This is a genomic window from Amycolatopsis sp. NPDC059235, assembly GCF_042754125.1.
In the GTDB taxonomy this organism is placed as follows: Bacteria; Actinomycetota; Actinomycetes; order Mycobacteriales; family Pseudonocardiaceae; genus Amycolatopsis; species Amycolatopsis albidoflava.
Map to the genome: position 1 here is coordinate 108,672 of NZ_JBHZAG010000015.1, position 21,722 is coordinate 130,393.

Sequence of the window (21,722 nt, forward strand, 5' to 3'; positions counted from 1 at the left end):
CGCCGCTGGCGCACCCGCTCTCGCCGCCTACGACTTCCCCCCGGCCCGCTGGCACCCTGAGGATCACCAAGCACGATCGAAGACAAGCCAACCTGCTCGTAACACAGCACAGCCGTCACTGCGGCAGCAGTGCGCGGTCAAGCAGCCAAGACCTCGTCGACCCGGCTGGTCCAGGAGCCGTGCGGTTCCAGCACGACAGTCCGGGTGTCGTCGTCGTGACGGGTCAGCCGGACCACCAGGTGGTCCTCCGACAGCCGTTCCGCGCTGCCCTCGCCCCATTCGACGACCACCGCGGACGACTCCAGGTCGGTGTCCAGGTCGAGGTCGTCCAGTTGGGATAGATCGCCGCCGAGCCGGTAGGCGTCCACGTGGATCAGCGGGACCCCGGCCGCGCCCGCGGCGTGCACTCGCGCCAGCACGAACGTCGGCGAACTGACCCGGCCGCCGACGCCGAGGCCGTCCGCGATGCCGCGGGTCAGCGTCGTCTTCCCGGCCCCGAGCGGACCGTCCAGCAGCACCAGGTCGCCCGCGCGCAAAGCCGCGCCCAGCGTCCGCCCGAAGGCCATCGTGTCCTCGGGGGTTTCCAGAATCACCTTGTCCACCACCAGTTTCGCCGGTTCGGCGCGGCGCTGCCACCACAGCGCTGCAGCAGGTCGATGAGATGGCTGTTCACCAGCTCGGGCTGTTCGAGCTGCACCATGTGCCCGGCCCCGCGCACCCGCACCAGCTCGGCGTCCGGCAGCTCGGCGGCGATCCGCTCGGCGTGCGCGTACGGCGTGAAACGGTCCGAGTCGCCGCCGATGACCAGCACCTGTGCGTGTTTCAGCCCGGCCAGCACAGCGTAGCGATTGTGGCTGCCGAGAGTGTCGACGAAGTTGAGCAGCCCGCGCACCGGCGTGACAGCCAGCATTTCCAGCATGAAGTCGACCAGGCGCGGCGAGACGTCGCGGCTGCCGAACGCGAGCCGTCGCACTGCCTGGCGGGTCAGCTGACCGCCCGCTGCGCGCACGAACTCCACCAACCCGGGTTGCCACCCAGCCAGCTCACCGACGCCGCGCGTGAGCGGGTTGTACTTGGACAACAACGGTCTCGGCAACCCGCGTGCACCGACTTCGCCCGCCGCGGTCGCGATGAAGGCGACGCCGCAGACGCGGTCCTCGAAGAGGTCTGGCCGTTGCGCGGCCAGCTCCATGATCACCATGCCGCCCATGGAATGTCCCATGAGGACAATCGGTCCCTCGGGCACCATCGCGCGCAGCACGCTGTCGAGGTCGTGCGCGAGCTGCTCGATGGTCGACGTCTCGGTCGAAGCCTCTCCGGACAGACCGTGGCCGCGATGGTCGTAGTAGACCTGCCGTACGCGCGGCAGACGCAGCGAAGCGACGTCGCGGCGCTGGAAGTGCCACGAGCGCCGCGAAAGCGCGAAGCCGTGTACGCCGACGAGAGTCAGCTCCGGTTTCTCGCAGTCCTCAGGGTCGATCTCCTCGACCGACAGCGGCGTACCGTCTTCGGCCGCGACAGTGGACGTACGGTCTGGCTTCAGCTCGCCTAGCGGCTCGTCGGCGAAGGGGTCTTCGGTCGGTTTGCGTTGCTGCGTCGCGACAACTGCCGCCGCCGCGCCCGTCACCACCGCTCCGACTCCGCCGACGATCGCCCACAGCCGCGCCGAAGGAGTCACGCCCGCTCCCCCACGTACCGGCGCTGTACACGCGGCCGGTACATCGAGGTGACGATCTCGTAGTCGATAGTGCCGAGCTTGTCCGCCCATTCGCGCGCGGTCGGCTCGCCGGAGCTACCCGACCCGAACAGCACGACCTCGTCCCCGACGCGAGGCACGTCCTCGTTGCCGACGTTCACCACGAGCTGGTCCATGCAGACCCGCCCGACCACCGGACGCCGTCGCCCGCCCAGCCAGACGTCCATCCGGCCGGACAGCGTGCGCGGCACCCCGTCGGCGTACCCGGCGGGCACGAGCGCGAGCGTGGTGTCCTCCCCCGCGGTCCAGGTGTGGCCGTAGGAGACGGATTCGCCGGCGGCCAAGGGCTTCGTGAGGACCACGCTGGAGCGGAACGTCATCGCCGGGCGGAGGTCGTCGTCGGTGGGCACCGGGTTGAGGCCGTACATCGCGATGCCCGGGCGGACCAGCTCGAAGTGCAGGTCGGGCCGGGTGAGCGTGGCCGCGGAGTTGGCCAGGTGCCGGAACGGGTCGAGCCCGGCGGCGCGGGCGGCGTCGTAGGCCTCGGAGAACAGCTTCGCCTGCGCGTCGATCGACGCGTGGCCCAGCTCGTCGGCGCAGGCCAGGTGCGACCAGACGGCCACCACCTCGACGCCGCGGGCCTTGGCCGCCGCCTCGACCAGCGCGGGCCAGTCGGCGGGCGGGCAGCCGTTGCGCGACAGGCCGGTGTCGATTTTGAGGTGCACGCGGGCGCGCTTTCCGGCGAGCTCCGCGGCGGCGTCGACCCGGGCCAGCTCGCCGAGGGAGCTGACGCCGAGGTCGATGTCCGCCTCGATGCCGGGCGCGAAATCCAGCTCCGGCACGTCCAGCCAGCTGAACAGCCGCACCGACAGCCCGGCGGCCCGCAGGTCGAGGGCCTCCTGCAGCGAGCAGGTGCCGAGCCAGGTGGCCCCGGCTTCGACGGCGGCGCGGCCGACGGGCACCGCGCCATGGCCGTACGCGTCGGCTTTGACCACGCACATCACGGCCGCACCGGGTGCCCGGTCGGCCAGCAAGGAAACGTTGTGGCGCACAGCGCCGAGATCGACCACGGTCTCGGCGTGCGGAGAACTGGCAGTCATAACGACTGCCAGTTTCCCACGCCATCGGCTCAGGAGAGACGCTGCCCGGAAGTCCCGGAGAAGACGTGCAGCTCGTCCGGACGGATCCGCAGGTGCAGGGTGTCGCCCATGCGCGGCGGCGTACGCGGGTCGACGCGCGCGACCACGTTGCGTGACGCACCCTCCGTGGACTCCTCGACGCCGGCACCGAGCTTGCCGTAGACGTATGCGTCCGAGCCCAGCTCCTCGACCAGTTCGACCTTGATCGGCAGCGTGCCGTCGGTGTCGGTGGTGGCTTCCAGCGACTCCGGACGGAAACCGATGGTGACCGTGTCGCCGTCGGCCGCGGACCGGACCTCGGGCTTGAGCGGCACCTGCACGCCACCGACCTCGGCGCCGTCCGCAGTGAGCTTCGCGGCGACCAGGTTCATCGCCGGGGAGCCGATAAAGCCCGCGACGAAAACGTTTGCGGGCCGGTCGTACAGCGCGCGCGGGGTGTCGCACTGCTGCAGCAGGCCGTCCGACAGCACCGCGACGCGGTCACCCATCGTCATGGCCTCGACCTGGTCGTGGGTCACGTACACGGTGGTGACGCCGAGCCGACGCTGCAGCGCGGCGATCTGCGTACGGGTCGAGACGCGCAGCTTCGCGTCGAGGTTCGACAGCGGCTCGTCCATGAGGAACACCTGCGGCTCACGCACGATGGCGCGGCCCATCGCGACGCGCTGGCGCTGACCGCCCGACAGCGCCTTCGGCTTGCGGTCCAGGTACTGCTCGATGTCCAGCAGCTTCGCCGCGTCGAGCACCTTCTGCTTGATCTCCGACGCCGGCCGCCCGGCGATCTTCAGCGCGAAGCCCATGTTCTGCGCGACCGTCATGTGCGGGTACAGCGCGTAGTTCTGGAACACCATCGCGATGTCGCGCGAACGCGGCGGCAGCTGCGTGACGTCGCGGTCGCCGATCCAGACCGCGCCCTCGTCGATGTCCTCCAGGCCCGCGAGCATCCGCAGCGCGGTGGACTTGCCCGAACCCGACGGCCCGACCAGCACGAGGAACTCGCCGTCGGCGATTTCCAGGTCCAGCGCGTCGACGGCGGGACGCTCGGTCCCGGAGTAGCGCCGGGTCGCCTTGTCGTAGGTGATGCTGGCCATCGGTCAGTCCTCTCCCAATTTCGCGGAAACCCCGTGCGCGGCCTCGCGCGCCTCGAGGTGGCGTTGCTGGATCTCGATGCCGGCGGCGCGCAGCGCCCCGGTCGGCTCGTCCAGGACGAGCTGGCTTTCGGTCCCGTGCCACACAGGCGGTTCGGCGGCACCGGAGAGCGCCCAGGCGGCCTGTCGAGCGGCGCCCTGCGCGACGTACTCGCCGACCTCGGGAATCACCACGGGCAGGCCGAGCACGATCGGCGCGATCGCCCGCACCGCGGCGGACTGCGCGCCGCCGCCGATCAGCAGCACGCGCTGCACGGCCATGCCCTGCGCGCGCACCGCGTCGAGCCCGGCGGCCAACCCGCAGACCATGCCCTCGACGGTCGCGCGCGCGACGTTCTCCGGTGTCATGTTCGCCCTGGTCAGACCGTGCAGCGAACCGGTCGCGCCGGGCAGGTTCGGGGTGCGCTCGCCGTCGAGGTACGGCAGCAGCGTGAGCCCGCCCGCGCCCGGTTCGGCGGCCAGCGCGAGCCGGTCGAACTCGGCCAGGTCGACGCCGAGCATCGCCGCGCCCGCGGTGAGCACCCGGGCGGCGTTGAGGGCGGCGGTCAGCGGGAGGAAGCGGCCGGTGGCGTCGGCGAATCCGGCGACCAGGCCGCTCGCGTCGGCCGCGCCGGTCTCGGTGATGCCGAAAACCGTGCCGCTGGTGCCGATCGAGATCACCGCGTCGCCCGGAGCCAGCCCGAGAGCGAGCGCGGCGGCCATGTTGTCGCCGGTGCCCGCGGAGACGAGCATGCCGTCGCTGGTGTGCCCGGCGACGTCGGAGGGACCGAGCACCGTGGGCAGATCCGGGGTGCGGCCGCCGAACGCGTGGGCGAGGACGTCCGGGCGATAAGTGTTGTCTGTCGGCGAGAAATAGCCGGTGCCGGAGGCGTCGCCGCGATCGGTCACCGCGGTTTCCGGACGGCCGAGCAGCCGCCAGGTGAGCCAGTCGTGCGGCAACAGGACGCGGGCGACGCGGTCGGCGTTCTCCGGCTCGTGCTCGGCGAGCCAGCGAAGCTTGGTGACGGTGAAGCTGGCGACCGGGACCAGCCCGACCGACTTCGCCCACACGCCGGGTCCGCCCAGCTCCTCGGTCAGGTCTTTCGCCGCCTGCGCGGAGCGGGTGTCGTTCCACAGCAACGCCGGACGGACTACCTCGCCCGCCTCGTCGAGCGTGACCATGCCGTGCTGCTGACCGCCGACGCCGATGGCCTTCACCCCGTCGAGGACGTCGCGAGTGGCGTCCGCAAACGCTTGCGCCCACGCTGCGGGGTCGACCTCGGTGCCGTCCGGGTGCGGCGCGCGACCGGTGCGCACGATCTCGCCCGTGCGCGCGTCGCAGACCACGACCTTGGTCGACTGCGTCGACGAATCGACCCCGGCCACCAGCTCAGCTGTCATAGGGCTGCCCCTCCTCGACGTACTCCGCGGCCTCGACCGCCGTTCCCTCGTTCAGCGCGGCCTCGATCTCCTCGGTCGGAGTGGCTTCGCTGGTGATCAGGAGGTCGTAATCGCCGACGGTGCCGTGCGCGTACGTCGCGGTGCGGCCGAACTTCGAATGGTCGAGCACCAGCACGTTGCGGTTCGCGGCGCGCAGCACGGCCTTCTTCAGCTCGGCGTAGTCGCGGACCGGGTGGAACAGCCTGCCCACCGCGACCGCGCTCACCGAGACGAACGCGATGTCCACGCGAATGCGCTCAAGCAGCGCGAGCACGTCGGGGCCGGAGCAGGAGTCGTACTCGGGGTCGTAATGCCCGCCGGCCAGGACCACGTCGACGCCGGCGCCCAGCAGCCGCGCGGCCTGCAGCGAGTTGGTGATCACGGTGAGACGTTCGAGCTGGGCCAGCCGCTCGACCAGCGGGAACAGCGTGGTGGAGTCGTCCACGAACACGGTCTGGCCGGGCTCGACCTGCTGAATCGCAAGGTCGGCGAGGGCTTCCTTCTCGGCCGAGTGCAACGTGAACCGGCTGGCGGTCTCCATGGTGAGCGCCGGATACGCCTCGACCTTGCCGCGCAGCTTCCGCAGCAGCCGCTTGTCGGCGAGGTCGTCGAGGTCGCGGTGCATCGTCATGAGGCTGACGCCGAACCGGGCGGTGAGGTCGTCGATCCGGACTTCGCCCTGGTCAATGACGTAGTCGAGGATCTCGTGGCGCCGCTGCTCCACCGCGGCGTCGGACGGGCGCGTCTTCGGCCGTCCTGGCGTGTCTCGACTCACATCTTGTTCTTACCAGATATCGCGAGACGAGTTAACACGTAACTCGATAACTATGCGTTCGCGCGGACCAATCGGAGCGCCGCCGGGATGGCATCGACCAGACCGGACGCCGACGTCGGCACCTCCTCCGCGGCAAGCGCGCCTGCCAGCGAATGCACCTGCGCAGCAGCAGCGGCGGCCAGCCATGGGTCGAGCCGCGCGGCCAGCAGAGAGCCGACCAGGCCAGTCAGCACATCACCGGAGCCAGCGGTCGCCAGCCACGAACCGCGCGGGGTGTTCACGGCGACGCGGCCGTCCGGAGCGGCGACGACCGTGCAGTGGCCTTTCAGCAGCACGACGGCGTCGTACTTCTTCGCCGCCTCCCGCGCGGCCGCGACTCGATCCGCGCCGGGGCGGCGGCCCATCAGGCGTTCGTACTCGCCGGCGTGCGGGGTGAGCACGAGCGGAGTGTCCGGGTCGCGGGCGTCGAGGACTTCGGGGCTGTGCGCGATGAGCGTGGTGGCGTCGGCGTCCGCGCACACCGGGACGCCCTGGCCGAGGATGTGCCGCAGGATTTCCCGGCCTTCCCCGCCGGTGCCGATGCCCGGGCCGACCACCCACGCCTGCACCCTTCCCGCGTCGGTGACCGAGCCGGTCGCGACGATCTCCGGCCAGCGAGAGCGCACGACGTCCGCCGCGTGTCCGGCGTAGCGGACCATGCCCGCCGTCGCGCGGACCGCCGAGCCGGACGCGAGCACCGCCGCGCCTGGGTACGTCGCCGATCCGGCCGCGATGCCGACGACGCCTTGGGTGTACTTGTCGTCCTCCGGGCCGGGAATCGGCCACGCCTCGGCGACGTCGGCGAGGTCCAGGCGCTGCAGATCCGGCTCGTCCAGCCAGGGCCGCAGGCCGATGTCCACCAGCACGACTTCGCCGCATTCCTCTGGGGCCAGCACGTGCACGGGCTTCAGCGCGCCGAACGTCACCGTGCGCGCGGCGGTGACGTGCGGACCGTCGACCGCGCCGGTGTCCGGGTCAACGCCGCTTGGCAAATCCACCGCTACTACCGGCGCTTCGATCTGCGCGACCAGCTCGGCCGCGTCGGGACGCAGCGGGCCTCGGGCGGAAATGCCGACGATGCCGTCCACGACGACGTCCGCCCGCTTGATCCACTGTGGACTGTCTGCAATGGACATCACGCGTCCGCCAGATCGGCGCAGCGCGGCCAATCCGGCCGGATGCGCCTTCTCCGGCTTCAGCAGTACCGCGGCCACCGCGACCCCGCGCCGACGCAGGAAAGCGCCGGCCCACAAGGCATCGCCGCCGTTGTTGCCCGAGCCGACCAGCAGCACGACCCGTCGCCCGGCGACGCCGCCGGTGTCCTCGGCCAGCAACCCGGCCACCTCGGCGGCGAGGCCGAAGGAGGCCCGGCGCATCAGCTCGCCGTCCGGCGTGCGCGCGAGCAGCAGGTCCTCCGCCGCGCGAATCCGTTCTGTAGTCCAGATTCCTTGCACGGCGACGGCCTCCGGTCTTACTCGACGGTGACGGACTTCGCCAGGTTACGCGGCTTGTCGATGTCGTACCCGCGCGAACTGGCGATCTCCGCGGCCAGCACCTGCAGCGGAACGGTGGACACCAGCGGCTGCAGCAGCGTCGGCACCGCGGGCACCTCGATGAGCTCGTCGGCGAACGGGCGCACGGTCTCGTCGCCCTCCTCGGCGATCACGATCGTGCGCGCGCCCCGCGCCTGGATCTCGCTGATGTTCGACACCAGCTTCGAGTGCAGCACCGCGCGGCCCTTCGGCGACGGCATCACGACGACGACCGGCAGGCCCTCTTCGATCAGCGCGATCGGACCGTGCTTCAGCTCGCCCGCCGCGAAACCCTCGGCGTGCATGTACGCGAGTTCCTTCAGCTTCAGTGCGCCTTCCAGCGCCACCGGGAACCCGACGTGGCGGCCGAGGAACAGCACCGCGCGCGAGTCGGAGATCCGCCGCGCGATCTCGCGCGTCTGCTCCACAGTGGACAGCACCTTCTGCACCGCGGCGGGCATGGCTTCCAGCTCGGCGAACTCGCGGGCGACCTCGTCCGGGTACTTCGTGCCGCGCGCCTGCGCCAGCGCGAGGCCGACGAGGTAGTTCGCGGCGATCTGCGCGAGGAACGCCTTGGTCGACGCGACCCCGATCTCCGGCCCGGCGTGCGTGTACAGCACCGCGTCGGACTCGCGCGGGATCTGCGCGCCGTTGGTGTTGCAGACCGCCAGGACGCGCGCCTTCTGCTCGCGCGCGTGCCGCACGGCCTCGAGGGTGTCCGCGGTCTCGCCGGACTGGGAGACGGCGACGACGAGCGTGTCGCGGTCGAGAACCGGGTCGCGGTAGCGGAACTCCGAGGCCAGCTCCACCTCGACCGGCAGCCGGCACCAGTGCTCGATGGCGTACTTCGCGACGAGGCCGGAGTGATACGCCGAACCGCAGGCGATGACGAAAACCTTGTCGACGTCGCGCAGGTCCTGATCCGAGATGCGCTGCTCGTCGAGGATGATCCGGCCAGCCTCGAAGTGCCCGCGCAGCGTGTTCGCCAGCGCCTCCGGCTGCTCCTCGATCTCCTTGAGCATGAAGTACTCGTGGCCGCCCTTCTCGGCGGCCGACAGGTCCCAGTCGACGGTGAACGGCTTGGCCTGCGCGGCGTCGCCGTGGAAGTCGGTGACCTCGTAGCCGTCGCGGGTGATGACGACCAGCTGGTCCTGGCCCAGCTCGACGGCCTCGCGGGTGTGCTCGATGAACGCGGCGACGTCGGAAGCGACGAAGTGCTCGCCCTCGCCGACCCCGACCACCAGCGGCGACGACCGGCGCGCGGCGACGATCGTGTCCGGCTCGTCCGCGTGCGTCACGACGAGCGTGAACGCGCCCTCCAGCCGGCGGCACACCGCGGCGACGCTGGCCGGCAGGTCGCCCTTGGTGTCGCCCTCGGAGTAGGCGAGGGAAACCAGGTGCGCGGCGGTCTCAGTGTCGGTGTCGCTGGCCATCTCGATGCCCGCGGCCTCGAGCTCGGCGCGCAACGCGGCGAAGTTCTCGATGATCCCGTTGTGCACCACCGCGACGCGACCGGTGGTGTCCCGGTGCGGATGCGAGTTGCGGTCGATCGGGGCCCCGTGCGTGGCCCAACGGGTGTGCCCCATGCCCGCGGTGCCCGCGAACGCGTCGCGGCCGACCTCGTCGAGCCGGGCTTCCAGATTGGCCAGACGGCCGGCCTTGCGCTCGACTGTCAGCGCGCCGGCGCCGTCCAGCACCGCCACGCCAGCCGAGTCGTAGCCCCGGTATTCCATGCGGCGGAGCCCACCGAGCACGACGTCCAGAGCCGGGCGGTGTCCGACGTATCCCACGATTCCACACACGCGAACTAGCGTAACGAGACAAGTCCAGTCCCCTACTCCGGTCCCTAGAGCGGGGTTTTCAGTGCCGCTGAGCTGGGCGAGCGACCTCCCGGACAATCGTTGACCGGGTCTTCGCGCACTGTGGCGGCGGACCCCTAAACCGATCGGGGTGGCGCACCGGGCCGGTGCGGGGCACGGGCAGTAAGGTCACGCGCATGGCCAGCAAGCCCAAGCAGCTGCTCACGGAGCTGTCCCACCCGGGACCCCACGAGGTTTTGCGCGGCAACCTCGCCCTGGTCGGACTGCCCGGCGTCGTGTTCACCCCGCGCCAAGGCCTTGGCCTGCCCGCCATCGCGTTCGGGCACGGCTGGATGCAGCCGGCCACCCGCTACCGGCAGTTGCTCCACCACCTCGCGAGCTGGGGCGTAGTCGCCGCGGCCCCCGCGACCCAGCTCGGCCCGCTCCCGTCGCACCGCCTGCTGGCCGGCGACCTGCTGACGACGCTCGACGTCATCACCACGGTCCGCCTCGGCCCGGACGGCATCAGCGTCGACCCGCGGAAACTGGGCCTGGCCGGCCACTCCACCGGCGGCGGTTCAGCGGTGCTGGCAGCCGCCCAGTCCGCCGGCGCGGGCGACGAGGCCCGCCCTAAGGTCCGCGCGGTGGCGACAGTGGCCGCAGCACAGACGTTCCCGCCCGCGACGGACGCCGCGAAGGTAATCAGCGCCCCCGGCCTGCACCTGGCGGTGGACGGCGACCTGGTGGCCCCGGCGGTCGGCCACGCGGACGCCATCGCCCAGGCGTGGGGCGGCCCGGTGCAGCTGCGGACGCTGGCGAAGTCTTCGCACCTGGCGGTGACAGAGGGTCGGCACTGGAGCCAGTTGCTGCTGCAGGGCAAGCCGCAGCGGGCGACTCAGCAGCTGACGAAGGCGCTGTTCACGGCATTCTTTCTCACGCATTTGACGGGTACGGACAAATACCTGCCGCTGCTGGACGCGGATGTGAAGCGCGCGCCGATCGAGGTTCCGGAGGACGAGGAACCGGCTGCCTGATCAGCGCCGCCCTTCGTCCTCCTCGGAGAGCGATCCGCTGATCCGGCTGCCGCCCGGCGCGGTGCCGAACAGTCCGCCGTCGACCCGGTAGCCGCTGGTGCCGCGTTCCTGGTCACCGGAGTTGTTTTGTCCGCCGCCGCCCATCATCGGGCTGCCCATCATGCCCATCTGCTGGCCGTGCTGCTGATCGGTGGTGGTCGGCGCGGTGCCGAGTTCGGACGGGTGCGCTGGTTCGTCCTGCTGCCATCCGGCCGGAACCGCCGAATCCCCGAGGCCCGGGTCAGCGGCGACGTGGCCCAGCCCGGGGTCACTGCTGAACGGGTCCAGCACGGACTGCGCCGTGGTTGAGTCGTCCGGGCCGTTCTGCGCGGGGATGCCGTGTGCCGGGGTCGCGTCCGCCTCCGCGGCGACCGGCTGGGCGTGCTGGCGACCCGTTTGCTCTCCAGCGGGTTGCTCATGCCCGTCGGCGGCCGCTGCCTGCCCGGTCGCCGAGTGGTCCTGCGTCGCGGCAGCTTGCGCGCTCACGGGCTCGCCATGTCCGGCAGCGGCCACGCCAGCGTCCGCCACGACCTGCCGGCCTTCGCGAAGGTGCTCCGCGGGCAGTTCGCCGGCAGGCGCTGCCGGGCTCCCGGCACCGCCGCCGTGCTGCTGAGCCGTCAACCCGTCGGCCGGCCGACCGGTGGCCGGGTCGATCTTTCCGTGGTCGTCGAGGGTGTATTTCGTCGGCTCGCCGGATCCGTCGTCCACCGTCACCACGGTCGGACCGTCCGGCCCGCTCGGGCGCTCCGCCGTGATCTTGAGGTTGCCGTCCTCGATGTGGATCTTCCCGTCCGGGCCAGGGCGGTGCACCTGGTTCGGGTCCGTCGTCGGCGCAGTGCCGTCCGGCTGCTTGTGGATCGGGCCGCCGGGAGCGTCGTGCGGCTTCGCCGCGGTGTCCTGGCCGTCGTGCGCGGGCTGTGCCGAACCGTCGTGCGGACGAGCGGCCGGGTCTCCTTGCGCCGCGCCAGCGCCCGTTCCGGGGGCCTTGTCAGCTTTGTCGGCCTGGTCGCCGAAATCGAGCTGGTACGCCTTGTCGTGCCCGGTCCCGTCGCCGATCGAGACCGCCATCTTCCCGTGGTCGTCCGGCTCCGACATGGTGATCTTGTGCTCGCCGTGCTGGACCGTCACGGTGTCCGGCGCTTCGTGCTCGGTCTTGACCGCTTCCCCGGTGCGCGGGTCGATCGGATACGGCTGCCCGGTGGACGGATCCACCTCGAGCGGCTTGTGCGTAACCGGATTCTGGTTCGGATCCGGCTGCGCGGGCGGCGTCTGCGGCGGCGCCGGGGTCGGACCGACCTGCGGAGGAACCGTGGCCTGCTGCGGCTTCGTGTCGCCACCGCCACCGCTGGACGGCGGCTTGCTGTCTCCGCCGCCGCCGTCGTTCCGGCCGGACGAGCCCTTGTCGTGCCCGCCGCTGCCGCTGTCGGCGCCGAGTTGCAGACGGCCGAACGGATCTGTCGGCACGTTCAGGCCGTCGGAGAACGCGCGCAGCCCGTTCGTCGCCGCGGTGTGCGCGTTGCGGATGTACTGCCGGTAAGCGTCCATCGCGTCCGAGTACTGCTGGCAGTACTCGTCCATCTGACGGCAGAACATGTCGGACCACTTGGAGTTGTAATCGGTGTCCAGGTCGACGGACATGCCGCGAATGTCCTGGGGCGCAATAGGTCCGGTCCCGTACTCCTGACTCCGCGCGACCTCCGAGCCGGACCGCGCATTGCCCCAAAGGCTGGAGAGTTCGATGCCGTGGCCGTTGTCCCGGCCCCATTTGATCGCTTCGTCGAGCCGGTCCATGAACATCAGCAGCCCGTCGGTGTCCTCGGGCTTGTGCGCGTCCAGGAACTTCTTGGGCGCCTGTCCGCCGTTTTCGGGCACCTGTCCCAAATCCAGGATCGGCTTGCGGACCGTCTGCCACAACTGATGAAGCAGCTGACTGAAACCGTTGACCGTGCCGAGGTATTCGCCGGAAGCCTTGCTGAAATCGTCCAGCTTTTCGGCGGCCGAATCGGCGGCCTTGCCCTGCCAAGCAGCGGTGAGGCCCTGCTTGACCTGAGCGGTGTCGTCCTGCGCGGCTTTCGCCGCCTTGCCCAGGTTCGCCGCGCGTCCCTGCGCGCCCCAGAGGTAGCCGAATCCGAACCCGCCGAGTTCGTTCAGCATCCGGTTCTCTTCGTCCCCCTGGCCGTACGGCGCGGCGAACCGCAGCCCGAGGTTCCGCGACGGATGCTGCGTCCACCGCGTGTACGGCTGCACGAGTTTCCCGGTCATCTTTTCCCGGAAACCGGCCAGCGGCTTGAGAATGTTGTCGGACGTGTCGTCGAGGTGGACGTCCGCGGGAGGCTGCAGCGGGGCGATGATCGTGTCGCCGAGACGACCAGTGCCCTGGTCCGCCGGAGGAGTCACGGTCAGGCTCCCTTGCCGGCGTTCGTGACGCCCCAGGCGTTCTCTTGCTCGTTCTCGCTGTGCAGGGTCACCGAGGTGTTGAGCCGTTCCGCGAAACCGCCGAGGAAAGTACTGCCTTTCGCGGCGGAATCGCCGAGTGCCTGCATCTTCGCGACGTAGGCTCCCGCCGCCTCGGACAAGCCGGGGATCTTGCCGAAATGCGCCGCCGCCAACTGGGACTGCGCGGTGTAAGTCTTGATCTCCTTGAACGAGGTGCTCATCGTCGAGACGTCGTTCGCCACCTTTTTGACCTGGTCCGGCTCAATGTGGAATTTCGCCATCGTCGCCCTCTCCCCTCGCGCCCGCGGCTACTCTGCGTCGATCCAGTTGGTGGCCGAGAAGTCGTCGTCCTCCCATGCCCGGTGCCGCGCCGCCGAAGCGGGCGGAGGAGACGCCGCCGGCGGAGCGGCCGGCGCCGGTGGTGCCGGCGCGGCCGGTTCGCCGTCGTCCTCGACCCGGAACATCGCGGCGGTCGCGTCATCCTCGGCAACCTGTTTGGCAACCCGCTGGGCTGTCCGTTCTGCCTCTTCCGACGCGGCCCGGTCGTCGTCGGTTCCCTCGGCGGCGGCAGCGGCGATCGCGGCCTCGCGGTCGGCCTGCGACTGTGCGTCCTGAGCGCGGTGTTCCTCGAGAAGCTTCGCGAACGCGGCCTGCCTGGCCTCGTCGTCGGCGATCGCCCGCTCGTGATCGGCGCTGTACTGTGCGCGCACCTCTTCCATTGCCGCCAGGCTTCTGGCGAAATGCGGAGGCACCTCACTCTGGTCGTACATCGCCCCTCCCCGGTTGATCCCGCATTGCGGAATGTACCTGCCGGATCACTGGTGGCGCAGAGTATTCACCATATTTCGGTCAGGAGACCGCGGACACGACCCCAGCCAGCCGGTCCGCCGCGGCCTGGGCCGTGTCGTGGGCGGGGGCTTCCACCATCACCCGCACCAGTTGCTCGGTTCCGGACGGGCGCAGCAGGACCCGGCCTTCCTCGCCGAGTTCGGCTTCGACCTCGCCCACCGCGTCGCGGACTTCGGCGGACCCGGCGACCGCTGCCTTGTCCGCCACCGGGACGTTGACCAGCACCTGCGGCAGTCGGTTCATCACCGCGGACAGTTCTGCCAGCGGTTTGCCCGTCGCGGCCATCCGGGCCATCAGGCGCATCGCCGTGAGCAGGCCGTCGCCGGTGGTGGCGTGGGCGGGGAGGACCACGTGGCCGGACTGTTCGCCGCCGAGGGCCAGGCCGGACGCGCGCAGTTCCTCCAGCACGTAGCGGTCACCCACCGCAGTCGTGACGACCGTGATGCCGTGTGCCTTCATCGCCAGGTGCAGGCCGAGGTTGCTCATCACGGTCGCGACCAGGGTGTCCTTCACCAGCGCGCCCTCTTCGGCCAGCGCCAGCGCCAGGACCGCCATGATCTGGTCGCCGTCCACCAGTTCGCCGGCGGCGTCGACGGCCACGCAGCGATCCGCGTCTCCGTCGTGGCCGATGCCGAGGTCGGCACCGTGTTCGACGACCGCCGCGCGCAGCAGATCGGGGTGGTTCGAGCCACAGCTGTCGTTGATGTTGAGGCCGTCCGGCTCCGCGTGCAGGGCCACGACCTCGGCGCCGGCCCGGCGGTACGCCTCGGGCGCGGCCGCGGACGACGCGCCGTTCGCGCAGTCCACCACGACCTTCAGGCCGGTCAGCGGATGCGGCGTCGCGGCGAGCAGGTGCTCGATGTACTTGTCGAGTGCGTCCGGGACGTCGGTCACGCGGCCGACGCCGTCGCCGGTCGGGCGGGTGAGGCCGGTCGCGTCGAGGCCGGATTCGATCTCGTCCTCGATGCTGTCCGGCAGTTTGTGCCCGCCGGCAGCGAAGAGCTTGATGCCGTTGTCCGGCATGGGGTTGTGCGAGGCGGAGATCATCACGCCGAGGTCCGCTTCGAGCGCGCCCACGAGGTAGGCGACAGCGGGAGTCGGGAGCACGCCGAGCCGCAGGACGTCCGCACCGGCCGAGGCGAGGCCCGCCACCACGGCGGCCTCCAGCATCTCGCCGCTGGCGCGCGGGTCGCGGCCGACCACGGCCACCGGGCGGTGCGAACGGTCGTGCGCCGCCAGCACTCGGGCGGCGCTCGCCGCGACCGACAGGGCCAGTTCCGGGGACAGGTCGGCATTGGCCAGACCGCGAACCCCGTCGGTGCCGAACAGTCGAGCCATCTCGACCTCCTTGTCTTGATTCACCGGCCTCGGGGCGCGCCGGGCCTCGACAAACCTAGCGCCGGGCCCGGCAGGGGTGATCCCCTGCCCTACCCCAAGACAGTCGTGCCAGTGGCGAAGAACGCATCACCAGGCCCGGAAAACGCCGGAAGCGCCCATCCGATGGACGGATGGGCGCTTCCGGGGTTGCGCCAGAGTGCTGAAAATCAGCGCTTGGAGTACTGCGGGGCCTTACGGGCCTTCTTGAGGCCGTACTTCTTCCGCTCCGTGGCGCGCGCGTCACGGGTCAGGAAGCCGGCCTTCTTCAGGGCCGGGCGGTCGTCGGCGTCGACCTCGACCAGCGCACGGGCGATGGCGAGACGCAGCGCGCCGGCCTGGCCCGAGATCCCGCCGCCCTTGAGGTTGGCGAAGATGTCGAAGGAGTCCGGCTTCTCGACGGTGACGAGCGGCTCCTTGATGAGCTGCTGGTGCACCTTGTTCGGGAAGTACTGCTCAAGGGACTTGCCGTTGAGCTTGAACTCACCGGTACCCGGCACGACGCGGACGCGGACCACGGCCTCCTTGCGGCGGCCGACCGTCTGCGCGTTGCCACCGGCGGCACGCGACGGGCGCGGGGCGGCGGCGGACTCGCTGGTCGCCACGGCCTCGGCGGGGGTCTCGGTCGAAGCGACGACCTCGGTCTCGGTGCTGGTCAACTGTTCCTCACTCACTGCGCGACCTGCGCGATCTTGGTGATCTCGCGCGCCTGCGGCTGCTGCGCGGCGTGCGGGTGCTGCGGGCCGGCGTACACCTTCAGCTTCTTGGCCATGGCGCGGCCGAGCTTGTTCTTCGGCAGCATGCCCTTGACCACCTTCTCCACGAGGTGCTCGGGCTTGGTGTCGAGCAGCTCGCCGAAGGAGCGCTTCCGCAGACCGCCGGGGTAACCGCTGTGCCGGTACGCGAACTTCTGCTCGCGCTTGTTACCGGTGAGAGCGACCTTCTCGGCGTTGACGATGATGACGAAGTCACCGGTGTCCACGTGCGGGGCGTAGGTCGGCTTGTGCTTGCCGCGCAGCAGCGTGGCGACCTCGGTCGCGAGCCGTCCGAGCACGACATCCTCGGCGTCGATCACGTGCCAGGCACGAGTGACGTCGCCGGGCTTGGGGCTGTACGTGGGCAAGGGTCTACCTCGTCGTCATTGCGTGTGGGTAATGTGCGGGCCGAGCGCTGACGCGCCGCAACGCACAACGACATATGAAGATACCCCTGTGGTCCCGCCTGTTGTGCAGCGGGGGTGCGAAGACGCCTCGTCGGCCGGTTCACAGCCTACCCGACCGGTTCCCGGAACCACCACGCCGCCGCGCGCGTCCGCTCGAGGTGAGACGATTCGCTCGCGCATCCGCGCGAGCACGAGCGAGCACCTGGGGACGGCAGTTGAAGACACGAGCGAGGACGGCCGCAGCCGTACGGACGACCGCGGCCGTCGGTGCCGTGCTGGCGCTCGCGACCGCGTGCGGGCAGGCCCGCGCCGGCACCGCGCTGCCCGACGGCGACCAGGCCGCCGCGTACGTCGGCGCGAAGTTCGAGAAGGCCATGGCGAAGCTCGGGGACACGATCGTCGACCCGCGCAACGTGACGAACTCGGCGGACCGGTACTTCAAGTTCGACGACAAGTACCTGCACAACATCGTCACCTCCGCGCGCACCGGCAGCCCGGAGAGCCGCATCGTGCACAACCGGTCGCAGAAGAACCCCAACGAGTTCCTCGACTCGTTCACCCCGGCCGACGGCACCGTCGAGTACCTCTACCTCGGCCCGGCCTACAAATCGCTCGCGCCGACTCCGTGGGTCTCGATGCCCAAGCCGGAGGCCGGGCTCGTGCAGCCGTGCGCGTGGGGCGGGGTGCAGATCGCGTGCAAGATGGGCGACTCGGTCGACAGCTCGTACAAGGCGGACAAGAAAGCGCTGCGCGGCGCGAAGAGCTCCGCGGACGGCACTGAGCAGCTGACCGTGAACGTGCCGTTCTCGATCTTCCTCGACCGGCGCGTCGAACTGCTCCCGGACAAGGTGGTCAACGAGGTCGGCCCGGAACTGCGCAAGGCCGTCGTGCCGAGCACGATCACGCTCAAGCCGGACGGTTCGCTCGCCGAGTTCACGATGGCGGCCAAGTTCGAGGGCGACGGGCACAAGGTCGAACTGCGCTACGACTTCAAGTTCACCGGCGAGGCGACCGCCTCGGACCTGCCGACGATTCCGGACGCCTCGCAGGTCACCGCGCTCGCGGACGACGCGGCCAAACAGGACTTCTACCGCAGGCTCGGCGAACTGCAGGGGCGTTGATGCGCACTCTCCCGCCGGCTCCCGCGTCCATCGAACCCCGAGGTGAGCACCGATGACCCAGCCTCCCGACCAGCAGCCGCAAGGGCAGCCGCAGTGGTGGCAGCCGGGGACCAACGCGCCGCAGCCGGGTTACCCGTCCGAAGTGGACAGTTCCGGCCGGCAAGGCGGCCAGTGGGCGCAACCTCCGGCGCAGCAACAGTTTCCGCCCGCGCAGTATCCGCAGCAGGGTTATCCGGCGCAGCCGTACGGCCAGCAGGCACAGCCGTACGGCGGGCCTGGGCAGCCCCAGAGCCAGCCGACTCCGGTTCAGCAAGGCCAGCCGGGACAGCCGCCGTCCGGAAACCCTTACGGCGGCGGGTTCCAGCCGTCCGAGTACGGCGGCCTCGGCGCGTTTTCCTCGGCCAAGCCAGGAAAACCGCGCTCGAAGAAGCCGTTCCTGATCGGCGGCGCGGTCGTCGTGGCGCTGGCCGCCGCGGCCGGGATCTCGTGGGCGACCGGGGTGTTCTCCGGAGACACTCTGGACCAGAAGTCGTTGCAGGACGGCGTTTCCAAGGTGCTCAACGAGAACTACGGCGAGCCGGACGTCAAGAACGTCGCGTGCCCGTCGGGGCGGACGATCGAGAACGGCACCACGTTCGACTGCACGGTGCAGGTCGGCGGGCAGCCGAAGAAGGTGACCGTGCGGGTGCTCAACGACAAGCCGGAATACTCCGTCGGCGCCCCGCACTGAGGTTTCTCCGCAGAAGTCGGTGAGCCACGCGGCCCTGCCGCGTTTCCCGCACACGAAAACGGCGGGCCGGCACCCGAAGGTGCCTGGCCCGCCGTGGTTTCGGAGCGTGGCTCAGAACAGGTTCTGCACCGAGCGGTCCGTCGCCTGGTAGCCGTCCGCGATCTGCGGCAGCACGGCGGCGATCTGCGCCAGAAGCTGGGTGAACTCGTCGAACTTCTGGTCCCACTCGTTCTGGGCCTGGATGTACTGGTCCTTCGCTTCACCGCTCCAGCTGTGGGTCAGCGGGTTGAGGTCGCTCTTCAGGTTGTCGAAGAGGCTCTTCAGCTCGCTACCGGTGGCGGTGCAGTCCTCCGCGGCGCGGTGGATCGTACCCGGGTCTACAACAATACGGCCGTCAGGCATGTCAAGCTCCTGTCAGAAGAATGAATGAAGAATGAAGGCGAATCCGAACGGGGAAGTTCCCGATCAGCCAAGAACGCCGAAGCCCTTGTTGAGCGAGTTGATGTGCTCGTGCTGCGCCGCCTCGCTCTTGGCGTACATCGAGCCACCTTCCTGAAGCAGGGTGCCGATGCGGTGCAGAGCGTCGTTGAGGCCACGACCGCAGTCGTCGAAGCGGCGCATGACGTTGTCGAAGGCACGCTGCGCGTCGCCTTCCCAGCCCGCGCGGGTCGCCTCGATGTTGGAGCGCAGGTCGCCCAGGTTCTTGTTCATCCGGCCGGTCGCGTCGACAACGCGCCCCTCAGCCTGAGTGAATTCCTTCGGATCCCCAGTGAAGCCGCCAGCCATGGGAGCTACCCCCTTCGTGAGTGGTTGTGCGCGCCGGCTGGTGTTTCCGGCACTGCACCTACGACGAAGACATTGCCAGTTCGGTTCACACTTGTCGCGACTTCTTCTCAAGTAGTTGCTTGCGTGAACGCCGGATCAGGGAACCGTCCGGCAACGGCCGGGTGAACGGTCTCCGCGCGCTTCCGAAAAAACCTTGTCCACCAGCGTGGTTAGCACACGCACAGCCGGTTCCTGGAATATTTCAGGAGTCCCGGCTCATGATTCGCGACTGCGAAAAGTCCTCGTCCTCTTCACTCGTCCGTGTCTGTTCGGGCGAAATCTTGGGACGAACGGGAACCGGCTCGGGAGCGGCGGGTTCGACCGGCATCGGCAATCCGCGGGCCGCGCGGAACCGGCGGGCGGCACCGCGCAACGCGGACGGCGCGGGCTCCGCGGCTCCGGAAAGCCGCCGCCTGCCGAACTCTTTCAGCAGTTCCCGGTTTTCGCCGCGGCGCCGTTCGCTGCGCGCGAGCGCGGTGCCCGCGACGCGGCGCGAGAAAGTGACTGCGTCCTGGCCTGCTCGGGTGAATGCCGCTGGCGCGGATTCCGGTTCGGAGGCCACGAGTGCTCCTTCAGCTGGTGATCTTCAACGTGCGCACCACCTGCTCGCACGCGGCGTCGACGCGCTGCTGCACCGCCGGCGATTGGTACTGGCAGCCGACGTGCACCCGGATCCGGCCCTGCACGAGCACATACCAGCGGACGGTAATCCGTTCCGGTTTGCTCTCGACGTAGCCGATCACGCTCCGGCCACCGTAAGTCAGATCGGAGCGGAACGCAGTGTAGTTCGCGTTTCCCGTCACGCCGGATTGCAAAGCATCGACGAGTTTCTGCCGGTCCGCCGTCGCGTCGTAGTCCATGACGAACTCCTGCGCGAGCACGAGATCATTGCCTCGCTCGGCGTCCTGCGGGTGCAGGATCACCTGCCGGTCCGCGACCTCGTCGGTGGTTTGGACCCAGTCGTTCGGCGCGACGAGGCTGAAATCGTATTGGGAGAACGAGCGGCCTTGCTCGGAGCTGTCCCCGCGGCTGACGAAGTACACGATTCCGCCCGCGATCAGCGCCACGACCGCCACCGCCGCGGTGATCAGCCACAGCCGGCGGCGTTTCTTCGCCTTGCCGCCGGAGCCGCTCGCCGCCTCCGCGCCGGGAGCGCCGAACGCCCCGTTCCCGGAACCGTTCTGTCCCAACGCGTTCTTGCCCGGCCCAGTCCGCAGTGGACTCGGGGGCGCTACGGCGCCGAACGGCGCGCTTTGCGGCCCCCTCGCCGGATCGGCTGGCGAGAACCCGCGAGGCGGCACCGGAGCGTTTCGCGGCGGCGCGTTCAGCGCGTTCGGCACCGGCGGCACGCGCCGGGTCGGCGCGTCCCCGCGGACGATCTCGGTGCGGTGGTCGGCCTGCCCCGGGATCGACGAACCGGGCAGCACGCCGGTGCGGTCCGGTTCCAGCAGCACCGCCCGGAGCGCGCCGCGCGCGACGACCGTCTCCGGCTGGTCGAGGCTCGTCGGCACCACGCCGGTGCGCTCGTGCACCAGCCGGGAGATCATCGGGATCCGGCTCGAACCGCCGACGAGGAAGATCGCCGCGAGCTGCTTCGGGCGCAGGCCGGAGTCGGCGATCGCGCCGCTGGTCAGCTCGACCACCCGGCCGAGCGGAGCCCCGATCAGCCGTTCCAGGTCCACTCGCGTCACGTGCGCGTCCGCGAACGGCGGCGGCAACGGGACGTCGGTGTACGTGTGCCGGGACAACGTCTCTTTCGCGCCGCGGACGTCCTGGCGCAGCACCCGGCGTCGCCGCCGCTCAGCCAGCTCGCGACCCTCGACCAGCTGCTGCCACGCCTGCGGATCCGTGCCGGACACGAGCGACCCGACGTGCTCCAGCAACGCCTGGTCGATGTCGGCCCCGCCGAAACTCGGGTCGCCTCGCGTGGCCAGCACCTGGAACCCGCCCCGCTGCGGCGGCGCGCCCGGCACTCGCGCCGCGCGCGCGGCCTCCGGCGACCGCTGGACAACGCTGACGTCGACCGTGCCGCCGCCGAGATCAAGCACCGCCAGCGCGTCGCCAGGACGGCCGGAGAACTCGACCGTCCGGCCGCCCGGCGAAGCTTCCGGGGCGAAGGTGGCCGCGTGGTACACCGCCGCGGCCACCGGTTCCGGCACCAGCGCCACCTCGCGCGCCAGCCGTCCCGCGGCCTGGCGCAGCAGCCGGGTGCGGATCGCGCCCCAGTCCGCCGGGTGGGTGAGCACCAGCAGATCCACCTCGGCGTCGCCCGCGACGCGCCGCGCCTCGGCGACCGCCCGGTCCAGCACCGCGTGCACGACGTCGATGACCCGCAGCACCGAATCGCCGAGCAGCAGGTCGCCCTCGTCGATCCGCCGCTTCGGATTCGGCTCGTAGCGCGACGGGTCGACGGCCGCCTGCCGCTCGGCCTCCTGGCCGACGAACAGGGTGCCGTCGGACGCCGCGTACACCGCCGAGGACATCAGCGGCTGCCCGTCGATCACCACGACCTGCGGTTCGCGACCGTTGACCGACACGACGACACAGGTGCTCGAGGTCCCGAAGTCGATCGCGACCCGCACCGTCACCGGGCACCCCTTCGGTC

The 21,722-nt window shown here is 70.4% G+C and carries 21 protein-coding genes; 3 read left to right on the forward strand and 18 right to left on the reverse strand.

Annotation, left to right across the window (positions count from 1 at the left end):
- Positions 1-137 precede the first annotated feature (137 nt).
- Genes tsaE through glmS form a run of 8 tightly spaced genes read right to left on the reverse strand, consistent with a single transcriptional unit; the run spans position 138 to position 9,550 of the window.
- Positions 138-593 (reverse strand): tRNA (adenosine(37)-N6)-threonylcarbamoyltransferase complex ATPase subunit type 1 TsaE, encoded by a 456-nt coding sequence (gene tsaE / locus ACFXI3_RS13595; protein ID WP_378399725.1) that lies wholly within the window; start codon positions 591-593, stop codon positions 138-140.
- A complete protein-coding gene (locus ACFXI3_RS13600; protein WP_344270310.1) occupies positions 590-1,678 on the reverse strand; it encodes an alpha/beta hydrolase in 1,089 nt (362 codons plus the stop codon). Before ACFXI3_RS13600 ends, tsaE begins: the two co-directional genes overlap by 4 nt.
- Positions 1,675-2,796, reverse strand: coding sequence for an alanine racemase (alr, locus tag ACFXI3_RS13605; protein ID WP_378399726.1), 1,122 nt, complete (start codon positions 2,794-2,796; stop codon positions 1,675-1,677). Before alr ends, ACFXI3_RS13600 begins: the two co-directional genes overlap by 4 nt.
- Positions 2,797-2,825: 29 nt before the next feature.
- Complete coding sequence (locus ACFXI3_RS13610) at positions 2,826-3,926, reverse strand: sn-glycerol-3-phosphate ABC transporter ATP-binding protein UgpC (protein WP_344270304.1); 1,101 nt, start codon at positions 3,924-3,926, stop codon at positions 2,826-2,828.
- 3 nt (positions 3,927-3,929) lie between these two features.
- A complete protein-coding gene (gene xylB / locus ACFXI3_RS13615) occupies positions 3,930-5,363 on the reverse strand; it encodes a xylulokinase (RefSeq protein ID WP_378399727.1) in 1,434 nt (477 codons plus the stop codon).
- Positions 5,353-6,177 (reverse strand): DeoR/GlpR family DNA-binding transcription regulator, encoded by an 825-nt coding sequence (locus ACFXI3_RS13620; RefSeq protein ID WP_378399728.1) that lies wholly within the window; start codon positions 6,175-6,177, stop codon positions 5,353-5,355. Before ACFXI3_RS13620 ends, xylB begins: the two co-directional genes overlap by 11 nt.
- 50 nt (positions 6,178-6,227) lie before the next feature.
- Complete coding sequence (locus ACFXI3_RS13625) at positions 6,228-7,670, reverse strand: NAD(P)H-hydrate dehydratase (RefSeq protein WP_378399729.1); 1,443 nt, start codon at positions 7,668-7,670, stop codon at positions 6,228-6,230.
- 17 nt (positions 7,671-7,687) lie between these two features.
- Positions 7,688-9,550, reverse strand: a complete 1,863-nt coding sequence (glmS, locus tag ACFXI3_RS13630; RefSeq protein ID WP_344270294.1) for a glutamine--fructose-6-phosphate transaminase (isomerizing) — start codon at positions 9,548-9,550, stop codon at positions 7,688-7,690.
- Positions 9,551-9,744: 194 nt separating this feature from the next.
- On the opposite strand from glmS, the gene ACFXI3_RS13635 reads away from it, so the two are divergent.
- Complete coding sequence (locus ACFXI3_RS13635; RefSeq protein WP_344270291.1) at positions 9,745-10,581, forward strand: alpha/beta hydrolase; 837 nt, start codon at positions 9,745-9,747, stop codon at positions 10,579-10,581.
- Here the strand turns inward: ACFXI3_RS13635 and ACFXI3_RS13640 are convergent, their stop codons facing one another.
- From ACFXI3_RS13640 to rplM, 6 genes are all read right to left on the reverse strand, one after another.
- Positions 10,582-13,017 (reverse strand): hypothetical protein, encoded by a 2,436-nt coding sequence (locus ACFXI3_RS13640; protein WP_378399730.1) that lies wholly within the window; start codon positions 13,015-13,017, stop codon positions 10,582-10,584.
- A 2-nt stretch (positions 13,018-13,019) separates the two neighbouring features.
- Complete coding sequence (locus tag ACFXI3_RS13645) at positions 13,020-13,337, reverse strand: hypothetical protein (RefSeq protein ID WP_344270285.1); 318 nt, start codon at positions 13,335-13,337, stop codon at positions 13,020-13,022.
- Positions 13,338-13,364: 27 nt separating this feature from the next.
- Entirely contained in the window at positions 13,365-13,826 is a 462-nt protein-coding gene (locus tag ACFXI3_RS13650; protein WP_378399731.1) for a hypothetical protein, read from the reverse strand.
- Between the two features lie 79 nt (positions 13,827-13,905).
- The gene (glmM, locus tag ACFXI3_RS13655) at positions 13,906-15,243 is read right to left on the reverse strand and encodes a phosphoglucosamine mutase (protein WP_378399732.1); all 1,338 of its coding nucleotides are present in this window, start codon (positions 15,241-15,243) and stop codon (positions 13,906-13,908) included.
- 206 nt (positions 15,244-15,449) lie between these two features.
- The gene (gene rpsI / locus ACFXI3_RS13660) at positions 15,450-15,938 is read right to left on the reverse strand and encodes a 30S ribosomal protein S9 (RefSeq protein ID WP_037816243.1); all 489 of its coding nucleotides are present in this window, start codon (positions 15,936-15,938) and stop codon (positions 15,450-15,452) included.
- A gap of 11 nt (positions 15,939-15,949) precedes the next feature.
- A complete protein-coding gene (gene rplM / locus ACFXI3_RS13665) occupies positions 15,950-16,402 on the reverse strand; it encodes a 50S ribosomal protein L13 (RefSeq protein WP_009072361.1) in 453 nt (150 codons plus the stop codon).
- Positions 16,403-16,656: 254 nt separating this feature from the next.
- On the opposite strand from rplM, the gene ACFXI3_RS13670 reads away from it, so the two are divergent.
- Both ACFXI3_RS13670 and ACFXI3_RS13675 read left to right on the forward strand, forming a co-directional pair.
- On the forward strand, positions 16,657-17,562 hold the full coding sequence (locus ACFXI3_RS13670) for a hypothetical protein (protein WP_378399733.1): 906 nt from the start codon (positions 16,657-16,659) through the stop codon (positions 17,560-17,562).
- 52 nt (positions 17,563-17,614) lie between these two features.
- Positions 17,615-18,292 (forward strand): DUF4333 domain-containing protein, encoded by a 678-nt coding sequence (locus tag ACFXI3_RS13675; RefSeq protein ID WP_378399734.1) that lies wholly within the window; start codon positions 17,615-17,617, stop codon positions 18,290-18,292.
- 111 nt (positions 18,293-18,403) lie between these two features.
- Here ACFXI3_RS13675 and ACFXI3_RS13680 read toward each other — a convergent pair whose 3' ends face one another.
- From ACFXI3_RS13680 to ACFXI3_RS13695, 4 genes are all read right to left on the reverse strand, one after another.
- Complete coding sequence (locus tag ACFXI3_RS13680) at positions 18,404-18,694, reverse strand: WXG100 family type VII secretion target (RefSeq protein WP_116202478.1); 291 nt, start codon at positions 18,692-18,694, stop codon at positions 18,404-18,406.
- A 63-nt stretch (positions 18,695-18,757) separates the two neighbouring features.
- Positions 18,758-19,078 carry a WXG100 family type VII secretion target gene (locus ACFXI3_RS13685; RefSeq protein WP_116202477.1) on the reverse strand — a complete coding sequence of 107 codons (321 nt, stop codon included), beginning with the start codon at positions 19,076-19,078 and terminating at the stop codon, positions 18,758-18,760.
- 241 nt (positions 19,079-19,319) lie between these two features.
- Entirely contained in the window at positions 19,320-19,679 is a 360-nt protein-coding gene (locus ACFXI3_RS13690; protein ID WP_344270265.1) for a hypothetical protein, read from the reverse strand.
- A gap of 10 nt (positions 19,680-19,689) precedes the next feature.
- On the reverse strand, positions 19,690-21,705 hold the full coding sequence (locus tag ACFXI3_RS13695) for a type VII secretion-associated protein (protein ID WP_378399735.1): 2,016 nt from the start codon (positions 21,703-21,705) through the stop codon (positions 19,690-19,692).
- Positions 21,706-21,722 lie beyond the last annotated feature (17 nt).

Excerpts from the sequence above, each read along its gene's own strand:
- alr (WP_378399726.1), bottom strand. The coding sequence starts at position 2,796 with ATGACTGCCAGTTCTCCGCACGCCGAGACCGTGGTCGATCTCGGCGCT.
- ACFXI3_RS13610 (WP_344270304.1), bottom strand. The coding sequence starts at position 3,926 with ATGGCCAGCATCACCTACGACAAGGCGACCCGGCGCTACTCCGGGACC.
- xylB (WP_378399727.1), bottom strand. The coding sequence starts at position 5,363 with ATGACAGCTGAGCTGGTGGCCGGGGTCGATTCGTCGACGCAGTCGACC.
- ACFXI3_RS13635 (WP_344270291.1), top strand. The coding sequence starts at position 9,745 with ATGGCCAGCAAGCCCAAGCAGCTGCTCACGGAGCTGTCCCACCCGGGA.
- ACFXI3_RS13645 (WP_344270285.1), bottom strand. The coding sequence starts at position 13,337 with ATGGCGAAATTCCACATTGAGCCGGACCAGGTCAAAAAGGTGGCGAAC.
- ACFXI3_RS13650 (WP_378399731.1), bottom strand. The coding sequence starts at position 13,826 with ATGTACGACCAGAGTGAGGTGCCTCCGCATTTCGCCAGAAGCCTGGCG.
- glmM (WP_378399732.1), bottom strand. The coding sequence starts at position 15,243 with ATGGCTCGACTGTTCGGCACCGACGGGGTTCGCGGTCTGGCCAATGCC.
- ACFXI3_RS13675 (WP_378399734.1), top strand. The coding sequence starts at position 17,615 with ATGACCCAGCCTCCCGACCAGCAGCCGCAAGGGCAGCCGCAGTGGTGG.
- ACFXI3_RS13680 (WP_116202478.1), bottom strand. The coding sequence starts at position 18,694 with ATGCCTGACGGCCGTATTGTTGTAGACCCGGGTACGATCCACCGCGCC.
- ACFXI3_RS13685 (WP_116202477.1), bottom strand. The coding sequence starts at position 19,078 with ATGGCTGGCGGCTTCACTGGGGATCCGAAGGAATTCACTCAGGCTGAG.